Raw genomic sequence first — 23,314 nt, 5'->3', positions numbered from 1 at the left:
CGGTCAGTAAAAAGGAAGTTGAAGTGTCAAAAACACCTGCTACAAAAAAACAAGCTAAAGCGGAACCGAAGTTGAGCAAAGATGTCGAAAAAGCTGCAACAAAGCAAGTGAAGCAAACTGAAACACCGTCAGCCGCAACAAAGAAAGCCTCTGTGATTACTAAAGCATCTAACGCCAGTAGCAAAGCTGAAAAGACCGACAAAGTTGAAAAAGACGAAGCTAAGTCAGTCAAGAAATCAGCGAAAGCAGCCAAGTCTGAAAAAGCACCAGAAGTGCAAGAAATTAAGACTGGATCTGCACCTACCGTCAGTCAAACGACTGATGCTGCACTGCTGGCGAGCATCGATACTTCCAGTTATGTTTTACCTGGTGTGAAAGTACCGGGTCGTCGCGGTCGTAAGCCAAAAGAATATCAGCCTGAAAATGAAGAAATGGCAGCGCTCAATGCGGTTGAACGAGCTGAGATGAAAGCGCTCGACAAGGCAAAAGCGAAAGATCGTAAAGCCAAAGAAAAAGCACTTTTAAAAGATGCATTTTCTGCGGATCCTGAAGCGACTGCAGAAGAATTAGAACGTCGTCGCCAGCGTTTGAAAACCCTTATCAAAATGGGTAAAGATCGTGGCTATTTGACCTTCGCAGAAATCAATGACCACTTGCCTGAGAATGTTGTTGATCCAGAAGCGATCGAAGGCATTATTAGTACCTTTAATGACATGGGCGTAGCTGTTTATGAGCAAGCGCCTGATGCAGAAGCATTGCTGTTGTCCGATAACGTCGTCACTGTCGCCAGTGATGATGACGAAGTAGAAGCAGCGGCCGAAGCTGCGTTGTCAACGGTTGATTCCGATTTTGGTCGCACCACTGATCCAGTTCGCATGTATATGCGTGAGATGGGAACAGTTGAGTTGCTGACGCGCGAAGGTGAAATTGTTATCGCGAAAAAGATCGAAGAAGGTCTGAAAGACATGATTCAGGCGATCTCCGCATGTCCTACCACGATTGCAGAAATTCTAGCGCAAGCAGATCGTATCGCCAGTGATGAAATTAAAGTCGATGACATCGTTGACGGATTAGTTGATCCGAACGCAGAAACTGAAGAAGAAAAAGCGCCAGTTGTTGCAGCGGAAAGTGACGAAGACGACGAAGACGAAGAAGACGAGGACGAAGAGGAAGAAGAGGAAGAAGAAGGCGCTGCTGTTGCTGCTGGTATTTCAGCCGAACAATTGGAACAATTGAAGCGCGATTCATTGGCAAAATTTGCGACTATCTCTGAAAACTTCGACAAAATGCGTAAGGCCTTTGAAAAAGAAGGCTATAACTCCAAGAATTATATTAAGGCGCAAGAAGCGATCTCGAATGAATTGCTCGGCATTCGTTTTACCGCCAAAGTAGTGGAAAAATTGTGTGACACCCTGCGTGGTCAAGTCGATGAAGTGCGTCATGTTGAGAAGCAAATTTTAGATGTGGTGGTGAATCGTTGTGGTATGCCGCGTTCCCATTTCATTAAAGTGTTTCCAGGTAACGAAACCAATCTTGCTTGGATCGATGGTGAGGTCAATGCTGGTCATTCTTACAGCGCAATTTTGGGACGCAATGTGCCGACGGTGCAGCAATTGCAGCAAAAATTGATCGACTTACAAGCTCGTGTTGTGTTGCCATTGCCCGACTTACGTGGCATCAATAAAAAGATGTCTGCTGGCGAAATGAAAGCACGTAAAGCAAAACGCGAAATGACTGAAGCGAACTTGCGCTTGGTAATTTCTATCGCCAAAAAATATACGAACCGCGGATTGCAATTCTTGGATTTGATCCAAGAGGGTAATATTGGTTTGATGAAGGCGGTCGATAAGTTTGAATATCGCCGTGGCTACAAATTCTCGACTTATGCAACTTGGTGGATTCGCCAAGCGATTACACGCTCTATCGCAGATCAAGCACGCACAATTCGTATTCCTGTGCACATGATCGAAACCATCAATAAGATGAATCGCATCTCTCGTCAGATTTTGCAAGAAACAGGTGCAGAACCAGATCCAGCGACGCTCGCGATCAAGATGGAAATGCCAGAAGATAAGATTCGCAAGATTATGAAGATTGCGAAAGAACCGATTTCGATGGAAACGCCAATCGGGGATGACGATGACTCTCATTTGGGCGATTTTATCGAAGACAATCATACGCTCGCACCAGCCGACGCTGCGCTACACGCATCGATGCGTAATGTAGTCAAGGATGTGTTGGATTCATTGACCCCGCGCGAAGCAAAAGTTTTGCGTATGCGTTTCGGTGTTGAAATGTCGACAGACCATACCTTGGAAGAGGTCGGTAAACAATTTGATGTGACACGCGAGCGCATTCGCCAAATAGAAGCAAAAGCGCTGCGTAAGCTGCGTCATCCATCACGTTCTGATAAATTGAAGAGCTTCTTAGAAGGAAATTAAAACTTCTGTTCAACTCAGAGATGAGTCTTGAGTATTTTGGATAAAAGCCGTACGAAAATAAAAATCGTAGGGCTTTTTGTTTTCAGTTTCACTGCTCTGAGTTTCATTGTTTTGAATTTACGGCAATGACATTTACCTAGCCGATAAATACACTGTAAATACTGGATGAATACACCATCAAATCAAGCATTTCTCCAAGCTAAGCCTTGTGCCGACTATGCCGTATGTAATACAATGAGCCCTCTTTTTACGAGGCGAAGTTTGCTAAGTAAAATAGGGCCTCTAGCTCATGCTGGTTAGAGCAGCGGACTCATAATCCGTTGGTACCCGGTTCGACTCCGGGGAGGCCCACCAAGATTAATGTGTTCTGCAAAAAAGCCCTTACAAGAAAATTGTAAGGGCTTTTTGTTTTTACTTTGTGTATCAATGCTTATCTGACTTGGACAGTCCAGATTGCCTCATTGCATTTCGTTCTCGCATGGATAGCTTGTTTTGTTTAAGTGATATTGACTCGGATTGCACAGGCGCGAGAATTGTTGTGGAGATCTAGCATTTCTATTGCTTTGGGTGGCACCAATAAGGCATTGTCGACAAATTCGCCAGACGATAATGTCGCATAAAATTTTGCGCTTTCCATGTTGGCGATGAGGCAGGCTTCCCCTTGTACTTGGGGAGTATCGCGTAATTCGACTTCTTGTGCTGCAACGACTGTATTTAACATTGCTACACGTGCCTCAGCGATTGGGCCGCCGTCAAAAATATCGATGAATGAATCGACGTCGAAGCCTTCGTCGACTAGTATGCCAAAGGGAAGTTGCCCGTCAGGATGGAGTTGGCCCATTGCCCACTGCGCTTCTTCCGTCAATAACGAAACATATATCGGGGAGCGTGGCATTAGTTCTGCGATAAAGCTTTTTGTACGACCACGGGTGCGTTGTTCCGCTTCAGGAAATGGCATTTTGAAGAAACGCCCACCGAGAGCGTTCCAGAATGGGCTATTGCCAGCTTCGTCGCATAGTCCGGGATTTTCAGCAGCGATTCTCTCTGCGAACAAGTGCAGATAATTTCTAATGAAGAGTAAACGTCCGCGTGATAAGAGTTGCGGCGCGAGCGTATTGCCATACTCTGGTTCGATATAAAACGAGCTGAGTAAAGAGTGACCAGATAAGTCTTCGCATAAACGCAGTGTATGTTCACGATTGCTAATACCTAATTCGTCGCTTGCATGTATGGAGAATTCGTTGCGATAACAATAGAATCGACCGTCTGCTCCAGCACTCGTAACGATGCCGCTCGTACCAACCACACGACCCGCTTGTAAATCTTCGAGTACAAAGTGATAGATTTCATCGCCGCGACTTGGTTCGGCTCCAGCAAATGCTTTAAGCGAACGTTCAAGTCGTTCGGCTAGATGCGCGCGACCTGGCTTGAGTGTGTGGATGCCGAAGGTGCTCGCTTTTGAAAAGCGCTCGATCGCATCGAGATCATCCAGTGTTGCTGGGCGCAACAAGTAGTTCATATGATTCATTGAATGTCCTCTTCGGAATTTTTAGTCATGACTTGCGGCATGCTGTGGCGGGCGCGTTCTTCGCGCGGAGTATAACCAAAATAATTGCGATAAGTGGTGGAGAAGTGCGGTCCAGAAGTAAAGCCACAAGCTAGACCAACTTGTAATATCGACTGGGTTGTTTGTTTCAATTGACGACGTGCGTGTTTGAGTCGCAATTCCAAGTAATAGCGCGATGGAAAAGTATCTAAGTGCTGCCGAAATAGTCGCTCAAGTTGCCTGCGTGAGACACCAACTAATTGCGCGATATCCTCCGCTTGCAGTGGCTCCGCTAAATTCGCTGCCATCAATTCTAAAGCTTCTTTTAAGCGGGCTGAACCTAGTGCTGGTTGCGCTGATGCTGGAACTGGTTGTCGCTCGTCGCTGCCGCGTAGTCGTTCTAAACCGAGGCTAGCAGCCACTTCCGCTGCGAAGGTGTTGCCATGACGCTGTTCCAGCCAATGCAGAAGCAAATCCAGTACGGCTGCGCCTGCGCCAGCACTGATCCGATTTCGATCAATTTCAAATAAGCCTGGTGTAAATACGATGCTTGGATAACGCTTGACCGCGTCTGCCAAAATTTGCCAATGTATTGCAGCTCGATAACCATCGAGTAAACCGTGTTCGGCGAGTATCTGTGTGCCTGTGCCACAGCCACCAAGAATCGATTCGCTGGCATGGTGCGACGAACTTAAATATTGTTTTAAAAAATTTCCGGTGGTGTTAGCAATAGATGGTTCAACGCGTTCATCAGCGACTAGCATCAATAAATCAGCGCGCTGAAGTTGATCAATTGGATGCGCTGACAGCACAACGCCGCATTGTGTAATGACTTGTGTGCCGTCTGCCGCATATTGCTCGACCTGATAAAGTAGTTCGCCGCCCACTTCGTTCGCAGCAGCGAATAGGCTACGCACCGCGCCGAGTGCGAATAGAGAAAATCCAGGAAGTAAAATCAATGAAACAGAAAAAGGCGGCTGCATAATTGCTTTCGTGAGAGCGCTTGATTCTACATTCAACTACGAGATGATTCGCAATCGGGATGCATGAAGTTGACAACTATAAGCACAAAACTAAGCATCGAACTAAGCTGATAATAATGAACCGCGCCTTACCGCCTCACGACCAGCAACTTTGCTGAGTCGTGTACCAGGTGGTACGTAGCGACGATTTTCGCGAGCGAAATAAACGCCATCAACTGGGGACAATAATTGTTGTACGCTGCCACTGACTGGATCAATTAAATCTATCAGCGGATCGCCTGCTTTGACAACTTCGCCAAGTTCTCGCAAATACACCACAAGTCCGGCTGAGGGTGCCGCGATCGGCATACAGCCAGCTAGCGGCGTGGGCTCGCAGGCAGTTGGTACGTCCTGTGTTAAAGGCCCAGCTACGATGCCTTGCAGACGAAGGTAGTCGATCATCGCAGTTGCATCGCGTTCAGCAAGCGAGTGATTGACATCGGTAAAGCCGCGTAGCTCGACAGTAACGGCAAGGCAAGCCATAGGAATCGGAAATTCGTCGCCAACCAATGCAGCGATGTCCCACCATATACGTGAGCAAGCTTCATCAAAAGGATCATCGCCAGAGTTGGTTTCTAGCAGTGCCACATGTGCATTGAGTAAGCCTGCTAGTGGCGCGACGCGTGGCCATAATGGCGTACCTGTGTAGACATGTAATACGGACTCGCAATCGCAATGTAAATCGAGAACGACATCGGCATCTGCAGCGAGTCGCATCAATGCCAGGCGTTGTGCCGATAGTTCATCTACGGCGCTTTGTTCACTCAAACAAGCGCGAATGGCAGCTCGGATTAGCTGTTGATTGCTGATTGGATCCGCACTTAACTGTGATTTGACGCGTGCCAGCACACTCTCAGATAAATTATGAAATAGACGATTGAAATTCTGTCCTGTGCGTAAATCAAAACGACCTTGACTCGTTCCTAATAAGGTATTTGCGAGGCCGATCGGGTTGGCAGAGGGGACTAAGATCACCTCGCCGAGCAATTTTCCTTGCTGCTCTAATTCGATCAATTGATTTCTTAGGTGATGTGCGACCAACATGCCAGGTAATTCATCGGCATGTAGTGATGCTTGAATATAGGCTTTTGGGCCAGTTCCTGTTTTGCCGAAACGGATGTAGGAAAGCTCTCGGCTTGTGCCTGCGGCGGGAGAAGGGAGAGAAATTGAGTTAGGTTCCATGAGCGTTTTCAGTTCCCAGTTAAATAATCAGCAGCTAAGCTAGCGAGAGTACGCACGCCAGTCAGCAAGGCAGCTTCGTCCGGATTGAAGCGAGGTGAATGGTTGGGGGCCCAGTCTATCGCTGCTTTTTCTGGAGGATTGACTCCTAGAAAAAACAGCATAGTGGGAACACGTTGTCCGTAAAATGAAAAATCTTCTGAGGTCGTCGTTGGTGGAATATCGGATAGCAATGCGGTGCCAACCACGCGACGCAGACTAGGCAGCATTTTAGCGGTTAGCGCGGGATCATTCCAAGTCACCGGATAGCCAGCATCAATACTGACTTCGGCACTGGCACCAGAAGCGAGAGCGAGGTTTTCTGCGGTACGTTTTACTTGTGCCAGAATTTGTTCTCGCATGCGTGGATCAAAGGTGCGAATGGTGCCACTCATTTTGACTTCGCTAGGTACGATGTTTGCTCTTTGACCGCCTTGTATCGTTCCTATAGTAATCACCGCTGGTGCGACAGTGAGGTTAGTTTGTCTGCTGACGATTGATTGCAGACCCAAGACAATTTGCGACGCCACCACCACTGGATCAACACCGTTCCATGGTAACGCCCCATGTGTTTGACGGCCTTTAACTACGATATCAAATGTATCGCTGCCCGCCATCAAGCCACGTGCACGTAATGAGAGCGTTCCAGTTGGCTCCGGTGTGATACCCACGTGTAAGCCAAACATCGCGTCCACTTTTGGGTTTTCTAAGACACCCGCTTTTACCATACGCTCTGCGCCATTTGGCGCATTTGGGACACCTTCTTCCGCTGGTTGGAACACCAGTTTTATCGTGCCAGAAAGTTGTCCGCGTATATCAGAGAGAACACGAGCCGCACCTAGCAACATGGCGACGTGCATGTCGTGACCACAAGCATGCATGAGAGCGACTTCGGTATTGCCTTGCTTCACACGCTGTTTCGATGCAAACGCTAAACCGGTTTCTTCGCTGACCGGCAATCCATCCATGTCGGCACGCAAGGCAACGACGGGACCAGGTCGCCCCGTTTTGAGTAAACCAATCACACCAGTACCAGCGATGCCACGACTTACCTCGTAGCCCATGCGTGTTAGTTCAGCGGCGACAAGAGCTGCGGTACGATGTTCTTGAAATGCGAGTTCTGGATGCGCATGTAAATCGCGTCGCCAATGAATCACCTCGGGTAAGACACGTGCAGCGGCAGCGTCTAAGCTGGCATGGTCGAAGGAACGCTGCTGCGCCTGCAAGTTGATACTTGGTACAAGTAGTGCACTCGAGAGCAGGATAGGCGCAAGATGTCGCAATGGATACATAGTCATTTCCATGATTGATAGAGCGGCGTTGTCATACGGATTGGTCGCACATCGAGTCGCGCATTAAATACGGAGTAATCTTTACCGTCAATACCTGTACTCTCCCAAGCGCGCGTGCGTTCATCGCGACGTAAGACAAATTCAAAACCTAAATCAGGAGCAGGATCATCCTTGGCTGTAATCAGGCTAAAGGCGAAACCAATCACGTGTTCACGATTGCCATCGACGAGTTGCGATAAGGCGCGTTGAATCGCGTTTTCTCCCAAAATATCAGGGAAATCGAGGCGTGGATTTTCGAGTTCAGGAACAAATCCCGCTTGTCGAAATTTCAGTTCACCTCTCGCTAATTTGGCTGGAAAAACTTTGATTTGTGCGTTGGCCAAATCATAGTGATCGCCATTATCCAAGTACGAGATACGAATATTGCTCACATTGATTGGACCAGCTTGTACTGTTGCATCGCGTAGATCGATCAATAAAGCACCTGTGGCGCCGACAATTTCTACGTCATTGCCGCGAATAATTGCAGCTGTATTTTCATCGATACCCAAACCAATTTTGTAACCTTTTGCGAGCATGGCAGCGAGCAAACGTCCTATTCTTCCACGTTTGAGGAAGTGTTGATCAATGAAGATTTCTTCGCCTGCAAATCCCAATCCACGTTCGACTTCTTTGCCGTCTCTTAACAAACCTTTCATCACCAATAATGGATTGAGCGCATCACGAAACATAACTTGACTCATGATCGCTGCGCCAGCGCTTGTGCCGACGACCACGCCACCGCGCGCTTGCAATTCTCTGACTGCTTGCAACACAGGTGAGGCGACGCCATTTGGATTGAGTACGTCGGCATAACGTTCTTGCGCTCCACCAGTAAAGTACACCGCATTCGCTGCCCGAATTTTTGCCACATTGTCTGGATCAGCTGCAGCGCGACGTGCTGATTCAAGATTTTCTCCTGGCCATTGCGGGGCGATTTTGAGTAACTCGACTTGTGCGCCACGACGTCTGAGTTCATGCGCGGCATTTTCACCGGTCGCTACTGGATTGCCGGAAGAGGTTGGAATGACGACAAATTTCGCTCCTTTACCACCAGCAAGATCAACTAAGCGTTGTCGCAATTCATTGTTGTCACCACGTACCGCGCCGCCCATAGGCACGACGATTCCGGGTATTGGTTGAAATGAAGTTTTTGTAGCGTTACCGTCAGCGTGTGCAAAATTGATTGCCAAATTTGCTGCAAGCAGCGTCAGTATGAATATGGATTTCAAAAAATAGCCCTTTCGCTAAAGTCTCATGGAACGGATGTTGCCACTGATTCGTTGCGTTCAGATCATGTCAGTTAAAAGTTTGCGCACATTCGTAAATGCATGTCGCACTGTCGGAAGTTTGCAACACTTTAATGGGAACAACATTGCATGAATGCGACACCAGCTTCTCACAGAGCGACTCAAGTTAATATGAGATGGTTCAAGATGATGAACTGTGCATACACTCAAATCGTTACAAAAAAATACGCCAAAGCACACGAACGCATATAAACGCACTCAAGAGTAGGTAAGAGTAGGTAAGTGCAGTGCTGGTGATTGAATCTAAGTTTTTAAATAGCTTTTTAAATACGTATTAAGAATTCGTTTGAAAGACGCGTTTGAAAAATACGTTTGAAAAATATGTTTAAAAACAAAGTCAAAAGAAGTTAGAAAAATAGTTTGAATATAAATTTGTGTTTGAGATTGATACACCCATTTTTGAGGACTTATCGCATGAAACCAGCTAGCCAGCCCGCAGCGATGCTATTTCGCCGCTCCCGATGCACCCATGCAGTGTTACTTGCACTGAGCGTTTTAAGTTTGAATGTCACTGCGCAAACTTTGCAGCGCGTTGAAGTGACAGGTTCGAGTATTAAACGCATTGAAGGTGAAACCGCATTGGCGATTGAAACCATTAAGCGTGAAGATATTGATAAGACCGGCGTAACGACTGCCGCTGAATTATTGCAAAAAATATCGGCGAATGTGGGTGGTCTGACTGACGGCACCAGTGTTAGTGACGTGATGGGTGGGCAGCGTGGTTTTAATGGTGCCAATCTTCGTGGCCTTGGTGTTTCTAGTACCTTGGTATTGTTGAATGGTCGCCGACTCGCCAATTTCGCGAGCCCAGGTGATAGTTCTGGTGTGGATCTCAATAGCATTCCCGCTGGCGCGATTCAACGTGTTGAGGTCTTGAAAGATGGTGCATCTGCTATTTATGGTACAGATGCGATGGGCGGTGTGATTAATTTCATTACCCGCAAAGATTATCAAGGTGCTGATGTTAACGTCTATGCCTTAGATACTGCCGAAGGTGGCGGTAGTAAAAAAACCGCGTCTATTTCTGGAGGTTTTGGTGATCTAGGCAAAGACCGATTCAATGTATTTGGTGCGATAGATGTACAGCGTATGGAGCGACTCGCTAGTTCTGATCGCAAGTTTATGCAGGAATACAGTTTGCCAGATCGCTTATCTCCGCAGTTGTCGAGCACTTCCTTCCCTGCCAATGTGGATTTAACTTCGGCGCAACTCGCGACTTTGAATAATTCTTCTTACTTGTTTGGCTCAGGTCCAGGCGGTAAGTGGTTACCTTCTCCAGGCCGTCGTGTGAGTTTCGGTAAGGCAGCCTGCGTGAATGGTAGTCCAAACGTCGTGCGTCCTTTGGGGCCAGGTGGTACTGAGGGCTGTTCATTTAATTACATGGGTGATTCTGAAGTTTATCCTAAAGGAGAAAAACAAAGTTTTATCGGTCGTGCCACTTTCTTGGTATCCGATGAGCATCAAGTTTTCTTCGAAGCATTGAAGAGTAAAGCAGTCACTGCGTACGCAGCATCGCCTGCCACTTCTGGCAGTATTAATGGCACTACCACGGGCATCTTTTTACCAAAAGATTTGCAAACGAAAACGGGTATCACGACACCTGTGAATTTCCGTTTCCGTTTAACTGATGCTGGTCGACGCACCACCGAGGTGACCAGTGAGAGTTCACGTATTGTCCTAGGTGCCAATGGACGTATCGGTGCTTGGGATTACGATACCGCCTACAACCATAGTGTCAATGAAGCGACTGATTTGGATATCGATGGCTGGGTCTCGCGCACTAAATTACTCGATGGTATTGCAAAAGGATTGTATAACCCATTCGTTGCAGCTACCGATGATTCTGGTAAGAAGTTTATGAATTCCATCAAGATTTCTGGCGCTGCGCGTATCTCTAAAGGTACTAGCGATAGCGTTGATGGCAAATTGACGCGCTCTTTGATGTCTATGGCGGGTGGTGATGCGATGCTCGCGGTTGGTGCGGAATTGCGCCGTGAAAAGACAGAGTTTTCTTCTACTGCGGCACTGAAGTCGAATGACGTACAAGGTGATCGATCCAGCTCGGACGAGTTGTTGGAAGACTCCTCAAATCAACGCGATATTGCGGGCATTTATGCAGAAGTTAGTGCGCCTTTCACCAAAGAATGGGAAGGACAATTTGCCTTACGTTATGATCGTTATAAAGGTGTGAAAGATCCACGATCTGCATTGACTACACCTAATCTTGATACGACCAATCCTAAGATCGCGTTGAGCTATCGTCCAAGTAAAGCAATGTTAGGTCGTGCTTCTTTTGGCACAGGTTTCCGTGCGCCGTCGATTTCTGAAATGTTCTTACCAGTTCGTTCCGGCACGATTGCAAGCTTCGTCAAAGATCCGGTGTCAGGCGAGATTGCACAGTTTGATCTTGATCGCTACGCGAATCCTTTACTCAAACCAGAAAAATCGAAACAATTCTCGATCGGTTTGGTGTTAGAACCAAACCAAAATTGGAACGGTAGTATTGATTACTGGATGATTCGTAAGACTGACATTATTTCGGAAATTGGTGAGCAGACTGTGTTTGATAATCCAGTCTACTACAACAATCCGAATATCGTTGTGCGTGATTCCGATGGCGCGGTTTCCTATTTACAGTTTAAGAAAGAGAACCGTGGCAAGCTGAATACTTCCGGCTTTGATTTAGCGCTCAATTGGCGCGGCGATGCCACCTCGATTGGTCGCTTCAGCGCGAATCTAGGTGCAACTTATTTGACCGAATATAAGTTCCAATCCGATCCAAGTTCACCATTGACGAACGGCCTCGGTGTGTTCCGCGATGATAAGGCAGTGCAACGTTGGCGTCATAAGCTCAATTTTGATTGGGCATATGAACAACTGAATCTGACTTTGGGTCACACGTATTTCGCAAGCTATCGTGATCAAAATATTCCGGGCTTGGCTGATCCAGGTTGGAATGATCGTGATGTCGAAGCGTATTCCTTATGGGATTTAACCGGTAGTTATGCGTTCACTAAAAATCTGAAATTGCGTGCTGGCGTCATCAATTTATTAGATACCCCGCCACCATTTACCAACCAGTCACGTTATTTCCAAGTGACTTGGGACCCGACTTATGGTGATCCACGTGGACGTTCTATCTTCGTGAATTTGCAGTACAAATTCAAGTAAATCGTAGCACCCTCCTGTTCTTGACGCCCCACTCAGGTGGGGCTTTTTTATACGAGGGAAAAGTAGTAGATCACAGCAATTAGAATTATTAGCAGGAGCTAAACCCATGAGTAATAAGCGAAGTACATTCAAAGTTCCAAACACACTCATCATCTTACTGTTCGGTGCGCTGATTTTGGCGCTAATCGTTCCTTGGGTTCCCGCAGGTTACTTTGAAAAGGGGATGCCAATATCGCTAGATTCTTATCGCGTCGCAGAGCACAACATCAGTATTGCTGTGTTTGGTACAGGCAAAGAAATTGGTTTTCTGAATGCGCCATTTGAAGGCATGACCTCAGGTAGTCGCAGTGGTTCTGCAATTGGTGTGATTGCATTTATTTTATTGGTTGGTGGCGCTTTTGGTGTGATCAATGCGACGGGTGCGGTTGACCGTGGCTTGCTGCGTTTAATTGCCATCACTGGGCATCATCCACGTTTGTTGTTGGGCTCTTTATTCGCTGCATTCGCTACTGGCGGCGCGGTATTTGGCATGGGCGAAGAGACTATCGCCTTTCTTGCATTGTTATTGCCTTTGATTTTGCGTTTAGGTTACCCACCTGAAGTCGGTGTCATGATTACCTATGTGGCTAGTCAAATTGGATTTGGCACCTCGTGGATGAATCCGTTTGGTGTCGCTTTAGCACAAGGCATTGCCAATGTCCCGCTATTGTCTGGTGCGCCTTTGCGTATTGTGATGTTTCTGATTTTTGTGAGTACCGGTATTGTATTTACGCTCTGGTATGCGCAGCGCCATCGCACCGCTGCTGATCTCGGTGAAGATGGCAAGATTGTGATTCCTGTCGATGCACCACCGCTCGCGCTCGCTGATCGAGTGATCTTGTTGGGAATTGTCGCAACCATTGTTTGGATCGTTTGGGGTGTGGTCACCGCAGGTTATTTTATTCCAGAAATTGCCACACAATTTTTTACGTTATGCGTATTTTCAGCCATCGTTGCGATATTGAGTAAACGTCTCACGGCCGATGCAGCAGCGGAATCATTTGTCGCCGGTGCGCAGCAATTGATGTCGGCCGTGTTGGTGATTTCGTTGGCGAAAGGAATAGAGTATTTATTAGGCGGTGCGAACCCACATGCTCCTTCAGTTTTGAATACCTTTTTACATAGCATGGGAACAATGCTAGAAACTTGGCCTGCACAGATGGCGGCCCAAGGGATGTTGGTGGTGCAAACAATGTTCACTTTTGTGATTCATTCTGGTAGTGCGCAAGCGGCGATCAATATGCCTTTGATGTCTGGATTATCTGACTTAGTTGGTGTGACGCGGCAGACTGCCGTGTTGGCTTATCAGCTCGGCAATGCGATGGCAAATATGAGTGTGCCAACGGGTGCAATTTTAATGGCATCATTAGGTGTTGCTGGTGTGCCGTGGACACGTTGGTTTGGCATTATCTGGCGCTTTCAATTGCTGATCTTGCTGATGTCGATGGCGATGGTCGCGATTGCGGTAGCGATTGGCTATTCTTGAGGAATTGAAGTATGGACCAACAATTTTTGCATTGCGCAGTACCACTATCGCCCGCGGTTGATGCACGTATTCCTGTCTTGCATAAAATCGATTTGATTGTGGTGCGCTTGCCATTTGTAAAGCCATTTGCCACCAGTGTGCATACTTGGGCAGTGAAAGAGGCCTTGTTATTACGGCTTGAATCGGATGGCGTGGTGGGGTGGGGAGAATGTGTAGCGGATCCAGATCCGTTTTATGCCAGTGAAACTACGCAAACCGTGCGCCACATTTTTAAAGACTTTTTATTGCCGCTATTGAAGCCGGGTATTACGATCGGGGAATTGCTAGCAAGCTGGAGTCCGGTGCGTGGTCACGGCATGGCGAAGGCGATGGTAGAAAATGCATTGCTCGATTTAATTGCACGTCAACAGAATCGCCCATTGCATGCATTGTTGGGGTTATCGGCGCGTCGGATTCAGTCTGGTATTAGTCTAGGGATTCAGGAATCGATTCCGGCTTTACTCGATGCGGTAGCTGATGCAATGCGTCGCCCCTATCATCGTGTCAAATTGAAGATCATGCAGGGTAAAGATGTCGCTTGGGTGCGCGCTGTGCGCGAGGCTTTTCCTGATTTGTGCTTGATGGCGGATGCCAATGGTGATTATCGATTGGAGCATGCGCCTATACTGCGAGAGCTAGATGCATTCAATTTGACCATGATAGAACAGCCCCTGTCTTACAGCGATATCGTTCAGCACTCGGTATTGCAAGCTAGTTTAGCCACGCCTTTATGTTTGGATGAATCAATTCATGATCTCGACGATGCACGCTCAGCGCTTGCCTTGAAGGCCTGTGGTGTAATCAATATTAAGCAAGGTAGAGTCGGCGGCATGATCGAATCGCTCCGAGCCGCAGCGTTGTGTCAGCACGCAGGCGTTGACGTTTGGTCGGGGGGCATGGATGAGACCGGTATCGGTAGGGCATTCAATTTGCAATTGCAAACCGCTAGTGGATTTACTTTGCCAGGCGACACATCAGAAACCACACGTTACTTTAGCGAAGACATCGTTGATCAAGCTGTGGTGTTAGCAGACGATGGATTTATTGCGTTACCTGAAGGGCCGGGAATTGGTGTTACGGTACTAGAAGAGCGTGTTGCACGTTATACCTTGGAGCGGGAATCTATTCGTTAACTGTGCCGTGACGATGTAGTGATTATTTATGGGAGCGATCTATCGTCTTTGGTCTACTCTGTTATGTAGAAAGTTTTGAATTTGTTTTGTGATATTTTTGGCTAGGAGTTTTTGCTAGCATCTATCGAAAATATCGAAAAATAGTTCTACACAGGCATGGTGTTATAATGTGCGCTGTAAATTTTCTTCCATGCCTTACTCTTTGCTGACGCAACATCACAATTTTCTTCCTTTGATGCAGTGTTAGACCCACGGGAGGCACACTATGCATAACATGACCGAAACCTCTGTTCCAACAGTAGCTGAATTGGCTGCTGATACTCTTCGATTTGATTCTTTTGGGCTAGCACCAGAAATTCTGCGCGCACTAAACGATCAAGGTTATGTGCATCCAACGCCAATTCAAGCGCAAGCAATTCCCGTAGTTTTGCAGGGTCGTGATGTGATGGGTGCGGCGCAGACAGGCACAGGAAAAACGGCGGGATTCTCGCTGCCGATTATTCAATTGTTGATGGCACACGCCAATACCAGTGCCTCGCCAGCGCGTCATCCAGTACGCGCATTAATTTTAACGCCTACACGTGAGTTAGCTGATCAGGTTGCAGAAAATGTGAAGGCGTATTCGCGTCACACGCCTCTACGCGCGACAGTCGTATTTGGTGGTGTGGATATGGCACCGCAAACCGCCATTTTGCGTAATGGCGTAGAGATCGTCATCGCTACACCTGGTCGCTTGTTAGATCATGTGGCACAAAAATCGGTGAATCTATCGCAAACCCAGATTTTGATTATGGATGAAGCCGATCGCATGTTGGATATGGGGTTTCTGCCAGACTTACAGCGCATCATTAATTTGCTGCCAAAGCAGCGTCAGAATTTGATGTTTTCTGCGACCTTCTCTCCAGAAATCAAGAAACTATCTGCCAGCTTCTTGAATAATCCGGTGACGATCGAAGTAGCGCGTAGTAACGCCACCTCAGAAAACGTGACGCAGGTGTTGTACAAAGTAGAGGAAGATGAAAAACGTGATGCGGTTGCGTTCATTATTCGCGAACGCGGATTGAAGCAAGTGATCGTATTTTCAAATACCAAGATCGGCGCTTCACGTGTGGCAGTACATTTGGTTAAGCAAGGCATTAAAGCGACCGCGATTCACGGTGATAAATCGCAACAAGAACGGATGGCAGCCTTAGAAGCATTTAAACGTGGCGAGGTAGAAATTTTGGTTGCTACCGACGTTGCCGCACGTGGCTTAGATATTTCTGAAATGCCATGCGTGATTAATTTTGATTTGCCGTACAACGCAGAAGACTATGTCCATCGAATTGGTCGCACTGGTCGCGCTGGCGCAAAGGGCGATGCAATTTCTTTGCATACCGATAAAGATGAACGTTTATTGGTGGATATCGAAAAACTGATCAAGCAAAAAATCGTGCGCTTACAACTCGCCGGATTTATCGCTACTTCTTTGCATTCTGAACGTAAATCATCAAGTTTTTCTGATCGCCAAGAACGTAGTCCACGTTCAACTGATCGCGCAACTGAGCGTCCGGTACGAACATATCAAGCACCGCGCGAGAAAGTCGATCCTTGGTTTTTAAAGCCGTATGAACCAAGCACCAGTGCTGCATCGACCAAGCCTGTCTTGAATAAAGCTACTAACGAAGTCGCCAAGCCGCAAAAGCGAGCTGCTTTATTAGGTGGTTTTGCGAGTTCTTTGAAAGCAAATTAATTCGCTGCGATACATAGCAAACTGAATAAGTTCGTTTTTGAGTTCGCTTATAAATTCGTTTTTAAGTTGGTTTATTGCTAGACGAAAAGTCCGCAAATAAATTAGCTGATTGTGATTCATCACTCGCTGTTATTCGAGTCAATTTAAAACAAAGAAAGCAGAAAACCAAATGTGTTTTCTGCTTTTTTTATTTCTTGCTAGAGAGAGCTTTTAGCCCTTGAATTGCGCTGTTGATGCCGACAACGGTGATTATCTTATCCCCATCTTATTCGCCCACAAGACCGTTGCTGTTGACCAAAAGTCGGCGATGTTTGCTGGGGGCGTGCTGAATTCTAAATTCAAAAAAACGGCTGCCGGAATGAGAGCATCCTGCAATACATCGTTATTCCCTAGATCGAATCCCAAAGCACCTGTTTGCTTGGACAATTTCTCTCCTAGCGCATTCGTGACCACCGGCACGTGTAAATAGCGTGGCGTCGGATAGCCAAGCAATTGTTGTAGATAGATTTGCCGTGCGCTAGAGTCGAGTAAATCCGCGCCGCGTACGATATCGGTAAATCCTTGTAACGCGTCATCGACCACGACAGCCAGTTGATAAGCCCAAAATCCGTCAGCGCGTTTTAAAACAAAATCGCCAACCGCAGTGCTTAAATTTTGTTTTTGTCGACCAAGCAAACGATCTTCAAATTCGATGTTGGCAGCAGCACCGTCAGGTACGCGCAAACGAAAGGCGCGTGCGACCTTGTTATTTGTGATCCCCGAGCGGCAGGTACCAGGATAGATTTGTGAATCCGATAAACCAGCTCGTATGCGCGAATCAGCGATTTCTTTGCGTGAACAACTACAAGCAAATACATGTGCAGCTAATTGTTCTAGCGCGGCTTGATAGTAGGTGCTGCGTTGGCTTTGCCACACAACTTCTTCATCCCAATCCATACCGCAGCGACGTAAGGTTTGCAATATTGCGTGGTCTGCTCCAGCAAGATTGCGGTCAAAATCAACATCTTCAATGCGAACCAGCCAACACCCATGATGTGCTTTGGCATCAAGATAGCTCGCCATTGCAGCGACCAAGGAACCGAGATGGAGAGGGCCAGTTGGTGAGGGAGCAAAACGACCGCGATAGAGAGACATGTTATGAATGAATATTGCGTTCAATTGATGCAGAGATGATTTGGCGAATTGATTCAGCTAAAACATCATGCAAATCATCAGCGAAGTCATGGAGAAAAAATTGATCTCAATTCTTTCTCATTAACACTGCACGATGACTGAAAAGTGGTAACTGCCACCAAGCTTACAGTCAATCGCGCGTTTGATGCTTTTATTTACTTATACCAGCACTGCCGCTAGCACTAATGTTGTCGTTGGCTTCATCAAGATCATCGCGAGATTGCTTTTTGCAATGCGGGCAGGATTTTCCAGCAATGTACCAAGGTGATAACTGTTCACGCGGTGTGACTACTGCACGGCATGCATAACATTGTGTGGTATCGGTTGCTTCGAGTTTAGGATTTAAGGCTGTACGGTAGTCGAACACAAAGCAGTCGCCGTGATAATGATCTCCGCCGACTTCCTCAAAATATTTCAAGATGCCGCCTTCAAGTTGATACACGCTTTCAAAGCCGACGTTTTGCATATGAATTGCCGCTTTTTCACAGCGTATGCCACCCGTGCAAAAAGTCACTACGGTTTTGTCGTTTAATGCATCACGATTAGCCTCGATCACTGCTGGAAATTCGGTAAATTTAGTAATACGGTAATCGATCGTGTTGTTGAAGCTACCGACATCAACCTCAAAATCATTGCGCGTATCGACCATGACAATCGGTTTGCCGTTATCGTCGTGACCTTGATCTAACCAACGCTTTAATGTCTTTGCCTCAACCGATGGTGCGCGACCTTCCTCTGGTTTGATCAGTGGCATGCGCATGGTGATAATTTCTGGTTTCAGCTTGACCAATAACTTGGTAAACGGTTGGCGATCGGAAAAACTTTCTTTCGCAACGATGTCGGCAAAGCGAGGATCTTGATGTAGCCAATCCATATACGCATCAATTTCATGGCGCAGGCCTGCCAAAAACATATTGATGCCCTCTGGTGTGAGCAATACCGTACCTTTTAAATTCAGTTCTTTGCATTTATCGATAAAGATTTGTCGCTTTTCAGCCGTATCGTTGAATGTAATAAATTTGTAGGCAGAAATGTTGACGTAGGGCGTGGCAGATGATTGCATGAATAGGGAAATAAAAATTGAAGTAAGTCATTGATTTGGCAGCATTATATGATGAAACCCTAGTCTGCGTCTTAGGCAACTTAGGTCGCTGACCGAATTGCTGCTATCGATAGTGCAGAATTGTTCGCTCAAGTTTCGTAGCTACTTTCGCTTTAAGGCGACAATTACATGTCAATGATGAATTTTTAATTTGTAAAAAACTTACTTAACATGTAAAAAACGCTATTTCGGTAAGCTCAATTCACTGCATTGATGGTAAAGTTAAAAATTGACACATAACAACAATAAATAAAACAATAAATCGCATATCGATAAAATGAATTCAGTACACAGCATTGGCGAAAGTAAGTATCAGCAAGATTTGATGACGATGGAATCCTTTCGTCATTATGAAATTCGTCGAAGAATAGATGAGGATAGCGTTTCGCCAGTGTTTGAAGCTTGGGACACCAAGTTACATCGCGTCGTTGCAATTAAGCGTTTGAGCGATCTTGGCGGCGAGTTCGACGCCATGTTAAATCGCGCAAGAAAAGTCGCCGCCCTTACTCACTCTGCCTTTGTCAAAATTCATGCCTTAGAAGAGGTTGATCGTAGTATTTATATCGTCATGGAGATGGTGCAGGGGCAAGCACTATCTCAATGGATATCAGAGAACCAAGGTCGTGAGAATCTCGCTTTAATTCATATTAAGCAAATTGCCGCTGCTTTAGAAGAAGCGCAGGAGGCTGGTTTGGTGCATGGCGATTTGCAACCAGCTAATCTGATCGTTGACGCAACCGGAAAAATTCGAATTTTAAATTTAGGTTTTGCGACCTATTTTGACCCGCAAGCGGTAAACAATATTGCTGAGATTGATCCCTATGGCAGTATCGCTTATCTCGCGCCTGAACGTTTCGCCGAACACGCTGCTAGCGTCGCGAGTGATGTGTTCGCGGTCGGAACGATTTTGTATCAGATGCTCAACGGCACGACACCCTTTGTTAATTTGCGCGGCTTGAGTTTGGTAGCGGCACAAGCGCAAACACGTTCCGAACAATGGGCATGGCCGTCCTCGATTTCTCCCGCTGTTTATCAATTGATTTTGGCGATGACTAAGCGCGAAGTCAGTGATCGACTGCAATGGGCGCAAGTTCAACAGGAATGCCAAAAGTTGGTTGACCAAGAGTCGCCTTCCAGTAGTTTCAGTCAATCAAAGATGCAGGCGCTACAAGCGCAACTCGATGCAGCCAATCGTCGCCGTCGTTGGCGCTATGGCATGCTAGTGGCCGCGTTGCTGTGTGTGGGTGGTGTGACGGTTTGGAAAATACAACCTAATTGGACGCAAGTCGTTAAAGTGCTGACGCCATACTCCGAGTCGCTAGAGTTGGAGCGTGGAATGCAAGCATTGACGATGTACGATAGGCCAGGCAAGTTAGATGAAGCGACCAAACACTTTAATACAGTGCTGGAGCGAGATGCGAATAATGCGCGTGCAGCGGCGGGGCTATCGATTGTTTACAGCTATCGTCTACGCAGCAATAATCGAGATGATGTGTGGCGCGGTCGAGCTTTGGCAAGTGCTCAACAAGCGATTAATTTGAATCCTGATTTAGCTATTACCCAAATCGCTTATGCACTGGCGTTAGACCCACATCGCCAATTTGATATGGCCATGGCTGCAGTGCAAAAAGCGAAAAAAATAGAGCCGAATAATTTATTGGCTTGGCAAACTGAGGTACGTACCTATTTGATCGCGCGTCAATTCGATGCAACTATAAAACATGCAGATTCCGCTTTAAAGTTATTTCCGAATGATTGGTTAATTTCCAATTTGAAGGGAGTCGCTTATATGAATCAAGCGAAATATCAAATGGCCGAAGCTATATTTAGAAAAAATGTTGAACAGCATCCTGATGTGATGCTCTCTTATAATTTTTTAGCTATGGTGTTGCAATATCAGGGGCGTGTTGATGATGCTTTGCAGGTATTGCAGCAAGGTTTGCAGCTACGTCCAGATGTTATTTTATATGCGCGTCTGGGTGAAATTAGGTTTGACCAAGGGAACTATGCGGCAGCCGCCGATGCAATGGAAAAAGCAATCCTTGGGAATCCGCAAAACTATGATAATTGGATTGGCCTCGCTAATGCGTTGATTCAGGTACCTGATAAAAAGGTGGATGCTAGAAGAGCATACGAGAAGGCACAGAAATTGCTGGAGGCTAAGCTAGAGCAGCGTCCAAGTGACGGATGGCTGATGGTCACAATTGCACGAATTCATGCACGAGTTGGTGAGGAAAAAGAGTCACTTGCCATGCTGAATAAAGCATTAGCACTTGCACCAAATAATCCTGATGTACATTTTCAAGCAGCTTGTGCGTACGAATTAATGGGGTTGCGAAATAGTGCGTTAGCAGAAATCGATAAGGCGAAGCAACTAGGCTTTAGCGAGGCAAAAATTCGTAGTGAGCCTGTTTTGAAAGAGCTGCTTAAAACAATGTAATACATGGAATTTAAAGGTAATGACCACAAACAAATACGCGCAATGTCGCTTTATTGGATATGCAATTCCAACTGGACCTAGTCAGGATAAATTAATTTTGTCGAAATATTTGGTGGGCAATTATCTTGGTGCGACAGATATCGTGCAAGATTTGAGCGCGCGTATTGCAATCTTAAAAAATGCGGTTGATACCGCTAAGCAGGCATTGCCGGCCGGTGAAGACACGCAACTCGTGAATAATATTTTCATGGCACCCGAGTTTTATTTTCATGGACCTTTGGGACCTTATGTTTATCGACATACCGACGAAGATCCGGCTGAGCTCGCTTTGAAAATGTTGGCAAAGACTTTCAATCCTCAGGAATATCCTAATTGGACTTTCGTTTTTGGTACGATGATCAGCGCCAAAGTTGCCAATATCGATGCGGTATTTCAGTCACCAGCGGTAAAAATGCGCAAGCGTTTGGTAGAAAGTTTGGCATTAAATGCAGAAGCTGAATTTGGCAATGCACGTAGTGTTACCGAGCAAATTTTGAGCGATACCATCATTGATTTGCGGGCGAATCCTGCTGTTCAAGTACGTGACCGCGCCTTGGTGTTCAGTAACTTGGGTTTGCAATTGTCAGGTCAATCTCAAACACATCAATCATTAACCACCGAGAAGTATTTTCTATCTCCGATTGATTTCGTTTTGTTTGAAACTAATAATCAAGACGTGATTACTGAGGAAATGGTGGCTTATCCACATATTGATTTGTCTGATGGTGATGTCAAAAAGCACGTGTATGATAGTTACGCGATTTTTAATCAAAATTTTGGACAGAATAATGTTCTATCGTCGATCAACTACGGTATTGAAATTTGTCTCGATCACGATGATGCTCGGCTCAGAAAAAACATGAATCGAGAGAATCTGCCCGCAAATAATACCGAGCTACAAATTCAACTAGTGCCTTCTAGTGGCTCTGTGATCATGCAGCAATGTGTGGTTGTAGGGAAAAATGGATTCGTCTTTAATGTTGACGGCTGGTGCGCTCTCGATAACAGTGTCACACCACAAGCCGATAATGTTGCTGGGGTGCAGTCGGTCTATACCAACTATACGTTGACGCAAAATGGTACCCAGTACAGTGCACATACACAGTTGGCACAAGTCAAGAATCCTGCGCAGGGTTGTGATCCGAATAAATATCCAGCGGATTTTCAATTTCTGAGCGCTGAAAACGTGATTAGTTTGAATGTCCCCGAGCCAATTCTAGACGTAGGAAGTTTTAGCGAATATTTTGCTGGTGGCTATGGCTCAATACAAATTTATGGTGGAAATACTCCTTATGATTTGTTCTCTGAAGAGATCGACAACAGTGTTAAATAGCACTATGGTCTTTTGATTCAATTACAAGCGGAGCAGTAGTAGCTGTGGGTTGGTAGAAGTAGTAATGTCGACGAAGATATATCTTTTTTTTGGTCATTAAAAGGAAAAATGAAATGAATGTAGTGGAAAATCAAAGCGCATCGTTAGCAATGATAGGTTCTCAAATTTACGATCTTGGACCAACGTCTTCAGAATGCACTCAAACTTGTGAAACTGGACCAACGTCTTCAGAATGCACTCAAACTTGTGAAACTGGACCAACGTCTTCGGAGTGCACTCAAACTTGTGAAACTGGACCAACGTCTTCGGAGTGCACTCAAACTTGTGACACTGGGCCAGAGTCGTCGGCATGTACTCAAACCTGTGATACAGGACCAGAGTCGTCGGCATGTACTCAAACCTGTGATACAGGACCAGAGTCGTCGGCATGTACTCAAACTTGTGCTACTGGGCCAGAGTCGTCGGCATGCACTCAAACTTGTGACACTGGGCCAGAGTCCTCGGCATGCACTCAAACTTGTGGTTCAAAGCTTATGTCCTCGCGTCAAAACTTTGTCGCACCTCCGCAGGGACAGTATCAGCCTCAAGCGTATCAATCAGCTCCAGCATTTCTCTGTTAATTAAAATGTGATGATCTGTTTGGTAAGCTTGTTGTTTAAGGCCTAAGCTGTCCTTGCTTGAAATTTGGTAAAACCCGAAGTGATTAAAGCTTCGGGTTTTCTATTTTTCGTGTGCTTATCGTGTGTTGATTCCTATTTT

General features: G+C 46.2%; 14 protein-coding genes and 1 tRNA gene. 8 read left to right on the top strand and 7 right to left on the bottom strand.

Going from position 1 to position 23,314, the window contains the following annotated elements; all coding sequences use genetic code 11:
• Positions 1-272 precede the first annotated feature (272 nt).
• Together rpoD and KDM92_RS07475 are read left to right on the top strand one after the other, a co-directional pair.
• A complete protein-coding gene (gene rpoD / locus KDM92_RS07480) occupies positions 273-2,441 on the top strand; it encodes an RNA polymerase sigma factor RpoD (protein WP_438947461.1) in 2,169 nt (722 codons plus the stop codon).
• A 276-nt stretch (positions 2,442-2,717) separates the two neighbouring features.
• Positions 2,718-2,795 (top strand) — tRNA-Ile (locus KDM92_RS07475).
• Between the two features lie 142 nt (positions 2,796-2,937).
• Here KDM92_RS07475 and KDM92_RS07470 read toward each other — a convergent pair.
• The 5 genes from KDM92_RS07470 to KDM92_RS07450 form a co-directional block, all read right to left on the bottom strand.
• Positions 2,938-3,969, bottom strand: a complete 1,032-nt coding sequence (locus tag KDM92_RS07470) for an arginine N-succinyltransferase (protein ID WP_212683752.1) — start codon at positions 3,967-3,969, stop codon at positions 2,938-2,940.
• On the bottom strand, positions 3,966-4,970 hold the full coding sequence (locus tag KDM92_RS07465) for a GlxA family transcriptional regulator (RefSeq protein WP_212683751.1): 1,005 nt from the start codon (positions 4,968-4,970) through the stop codon (positions 3,966-3,968). Before KDM92_RS07465 ends, KDM92_RS07470 begins: the two co-directional genes overlap by 4 nt.
• A gap of 102 nt (positions 4,971-5,072) precedes the next feature.
• Complete coding sequence (locus KDM92_RS07460) at positions 5,073-6,191, bottom strand: succinylglutamate desuccinylase/aspartoacylase family protein (protein WP_212683750.1); 1,119 nt, start codon at positions 6,189-6,191, stop codon at positions 5,073-5,075.
• An 8-nt stretch (positions 6,192-6,199) separates the two neighbouring features.
• Positions 6,200-7,519 carry a M20 metallopeptidase family protein gene (locus KDM92_RS07455; RefSeq protein ID WP_230408217.1) on the bottom strand — a complete coding sequence of 440 codons (1,320 nt, stop codon included), beginning with the start codon at positions 7,517-7,519 and terminating at the stop codon, positions 6,200-6,202.
• Positions 7,520-7,521: 2 nt separating this feature from the next.
• Entirely contained in the window at positions 7,522-8,751 is a 1,230-nt protein-coding gene (locus tag KDM92_RS07450) for a cyanophycinase (RefSeq protein ID WP_212683748.1), read from the bottom strand.
• A 531-nt stretch (positions 8,752-9,282) separates the two neighbouring features.
• On the opposite strand from KDM92_RS07450, the gene KDM92_RS07445 reads away from it, so the two are divergent.
• The 4 genes from KDM92_RS07445 to KDM92_RS07430 all read left to right on the top strand — a co-directional run bounded on the left by KDM92_RS07445 (position 9,283) and on the right by KDM92_RS07430 (position 16,468).
• Positions 9,283-12,039, top strand: coding sequence for a TonB-dependent receptor (locus tag KDM92_RS07445; protein WP_212683747.1), 2,757 nt, complete (start codon positions 9,283-9,285; stop codon positions 12,037-12,039).
• Between the two features lie 106 nt (positions 12,040-12,145).
• Complete coding sequence (locus KDM92_RS07440; protein ID WP_212683746.1) at positions 12,146-13,564, top strand: transporter permease; 1,419 nt, start codon at positions 12,146-12,148, stop codon at positions 13,562-13,564.
• An 11-nt stretch (positions 13,565-13,575) separates the two neighbouring features.
• Positions 13,576-14,736 carry an o-succinylbenzoate synthase gene (gene menC / locus KDM92_RS07435; RefSeq protein ID WP_212683745.1) on the top strand — a complete coding sequence of 387 codons (1,161 nt, stop codon included), beginning with the start codon at positions 13,576-13,578 and terminating at the stop codon, positions 14,734-14,736.
• Positions 14,737-15,010: 274 nt separating this feature from the next.
• Positions 15,011-16,468: a DEAD/DEAH box helicase gene (locus tag KDM92_RS07430; RefSeq protein WP_212683791.1), complete on the top strand. Its 1,458-nt coding sequence runs from the start codon at positions 15,011-15,013 to the stop codon at positions 16,466-16,468.
• Between the two features lie 249 nt (positions 16,469-16,717).
• On the opposite strand, the gene gluQRS is transcribed toward KDM92_RS07430, so the two are convergent.
• The gene (gluQRS, locus tag KDM92_RS07425) at positions 16,718-17,602 is read right to left on the bottom strand and encodes a tRNA glutamyl-Q(34) synthetase GluQRS (RefSeq protein ID WP_212683744.1); all 885 of its coding nucleotides are present in this window, start codon (positions 17,600-17,602) and stop codon (positions 16,718-16,720) included.
• A gap of 190 nt (positions 17,603-17,792) precedes the next feature.
• Positions 17,793-18,704, bottom strand: a complete 912-nt coding sequence (locus KDM92_RS07420; protein WP_212683743.1) for a sulfurtransferase — start codon at positions 18,702-18,704, stop codon at positions 17,793-17,795.
• A gap of 316 nt (positions 18,705-19,020) precedes the next feature.
• On the opposite strand from KDM92_RS07420, the gene KDM92_RS07415 reads away from it, so the two are divergent.
• Together KDM92_RS07415 and KDM92_RS07410 are read left to right on the top strand one after the other, a co-directional pair.
• On the top strand, positions 19,021-21,183 hold the full coding sequence (locus KDM92_RS07415) for a serine/threonine-protein kinase (protein WP_212683742.1): 2,163 nt from the start codon (positions 19,021-19,023) through the stop codon (positions 21,181-21,183).
• 19 nt (positions 21,184-21,202) lie between these two features.
• On the top strand, positions 21,203-22,555 hold the full coding sequence (locus KDM92_RS07410) for a hypothetical protein (RefSeq protein ID WP_212683741.1): 1,353 nt from the start codon (positions 21,203-21,205) through the stop codon (positions 22,553-22,555).
• The last annotated feature ends 759 nt before the right edge of the window (positions 22,556-23,314 follow it).

The organism is Affinundibacterium baiyunense (genome assembly GCF_018139645.1).
GTDB classification, from domain to species: Bacteria; Pseudomonadota; Gammaproteobacteria; order Burkholderiales; family Burkholderiaceae_D; genus Undibacterium; species Undibacterium baiyunense.
The sequence above is the reverse complement of the archived record's forward strand: the minus strand, read 5'-3'. Positions and strand labels throughout refer to the sequence as shown.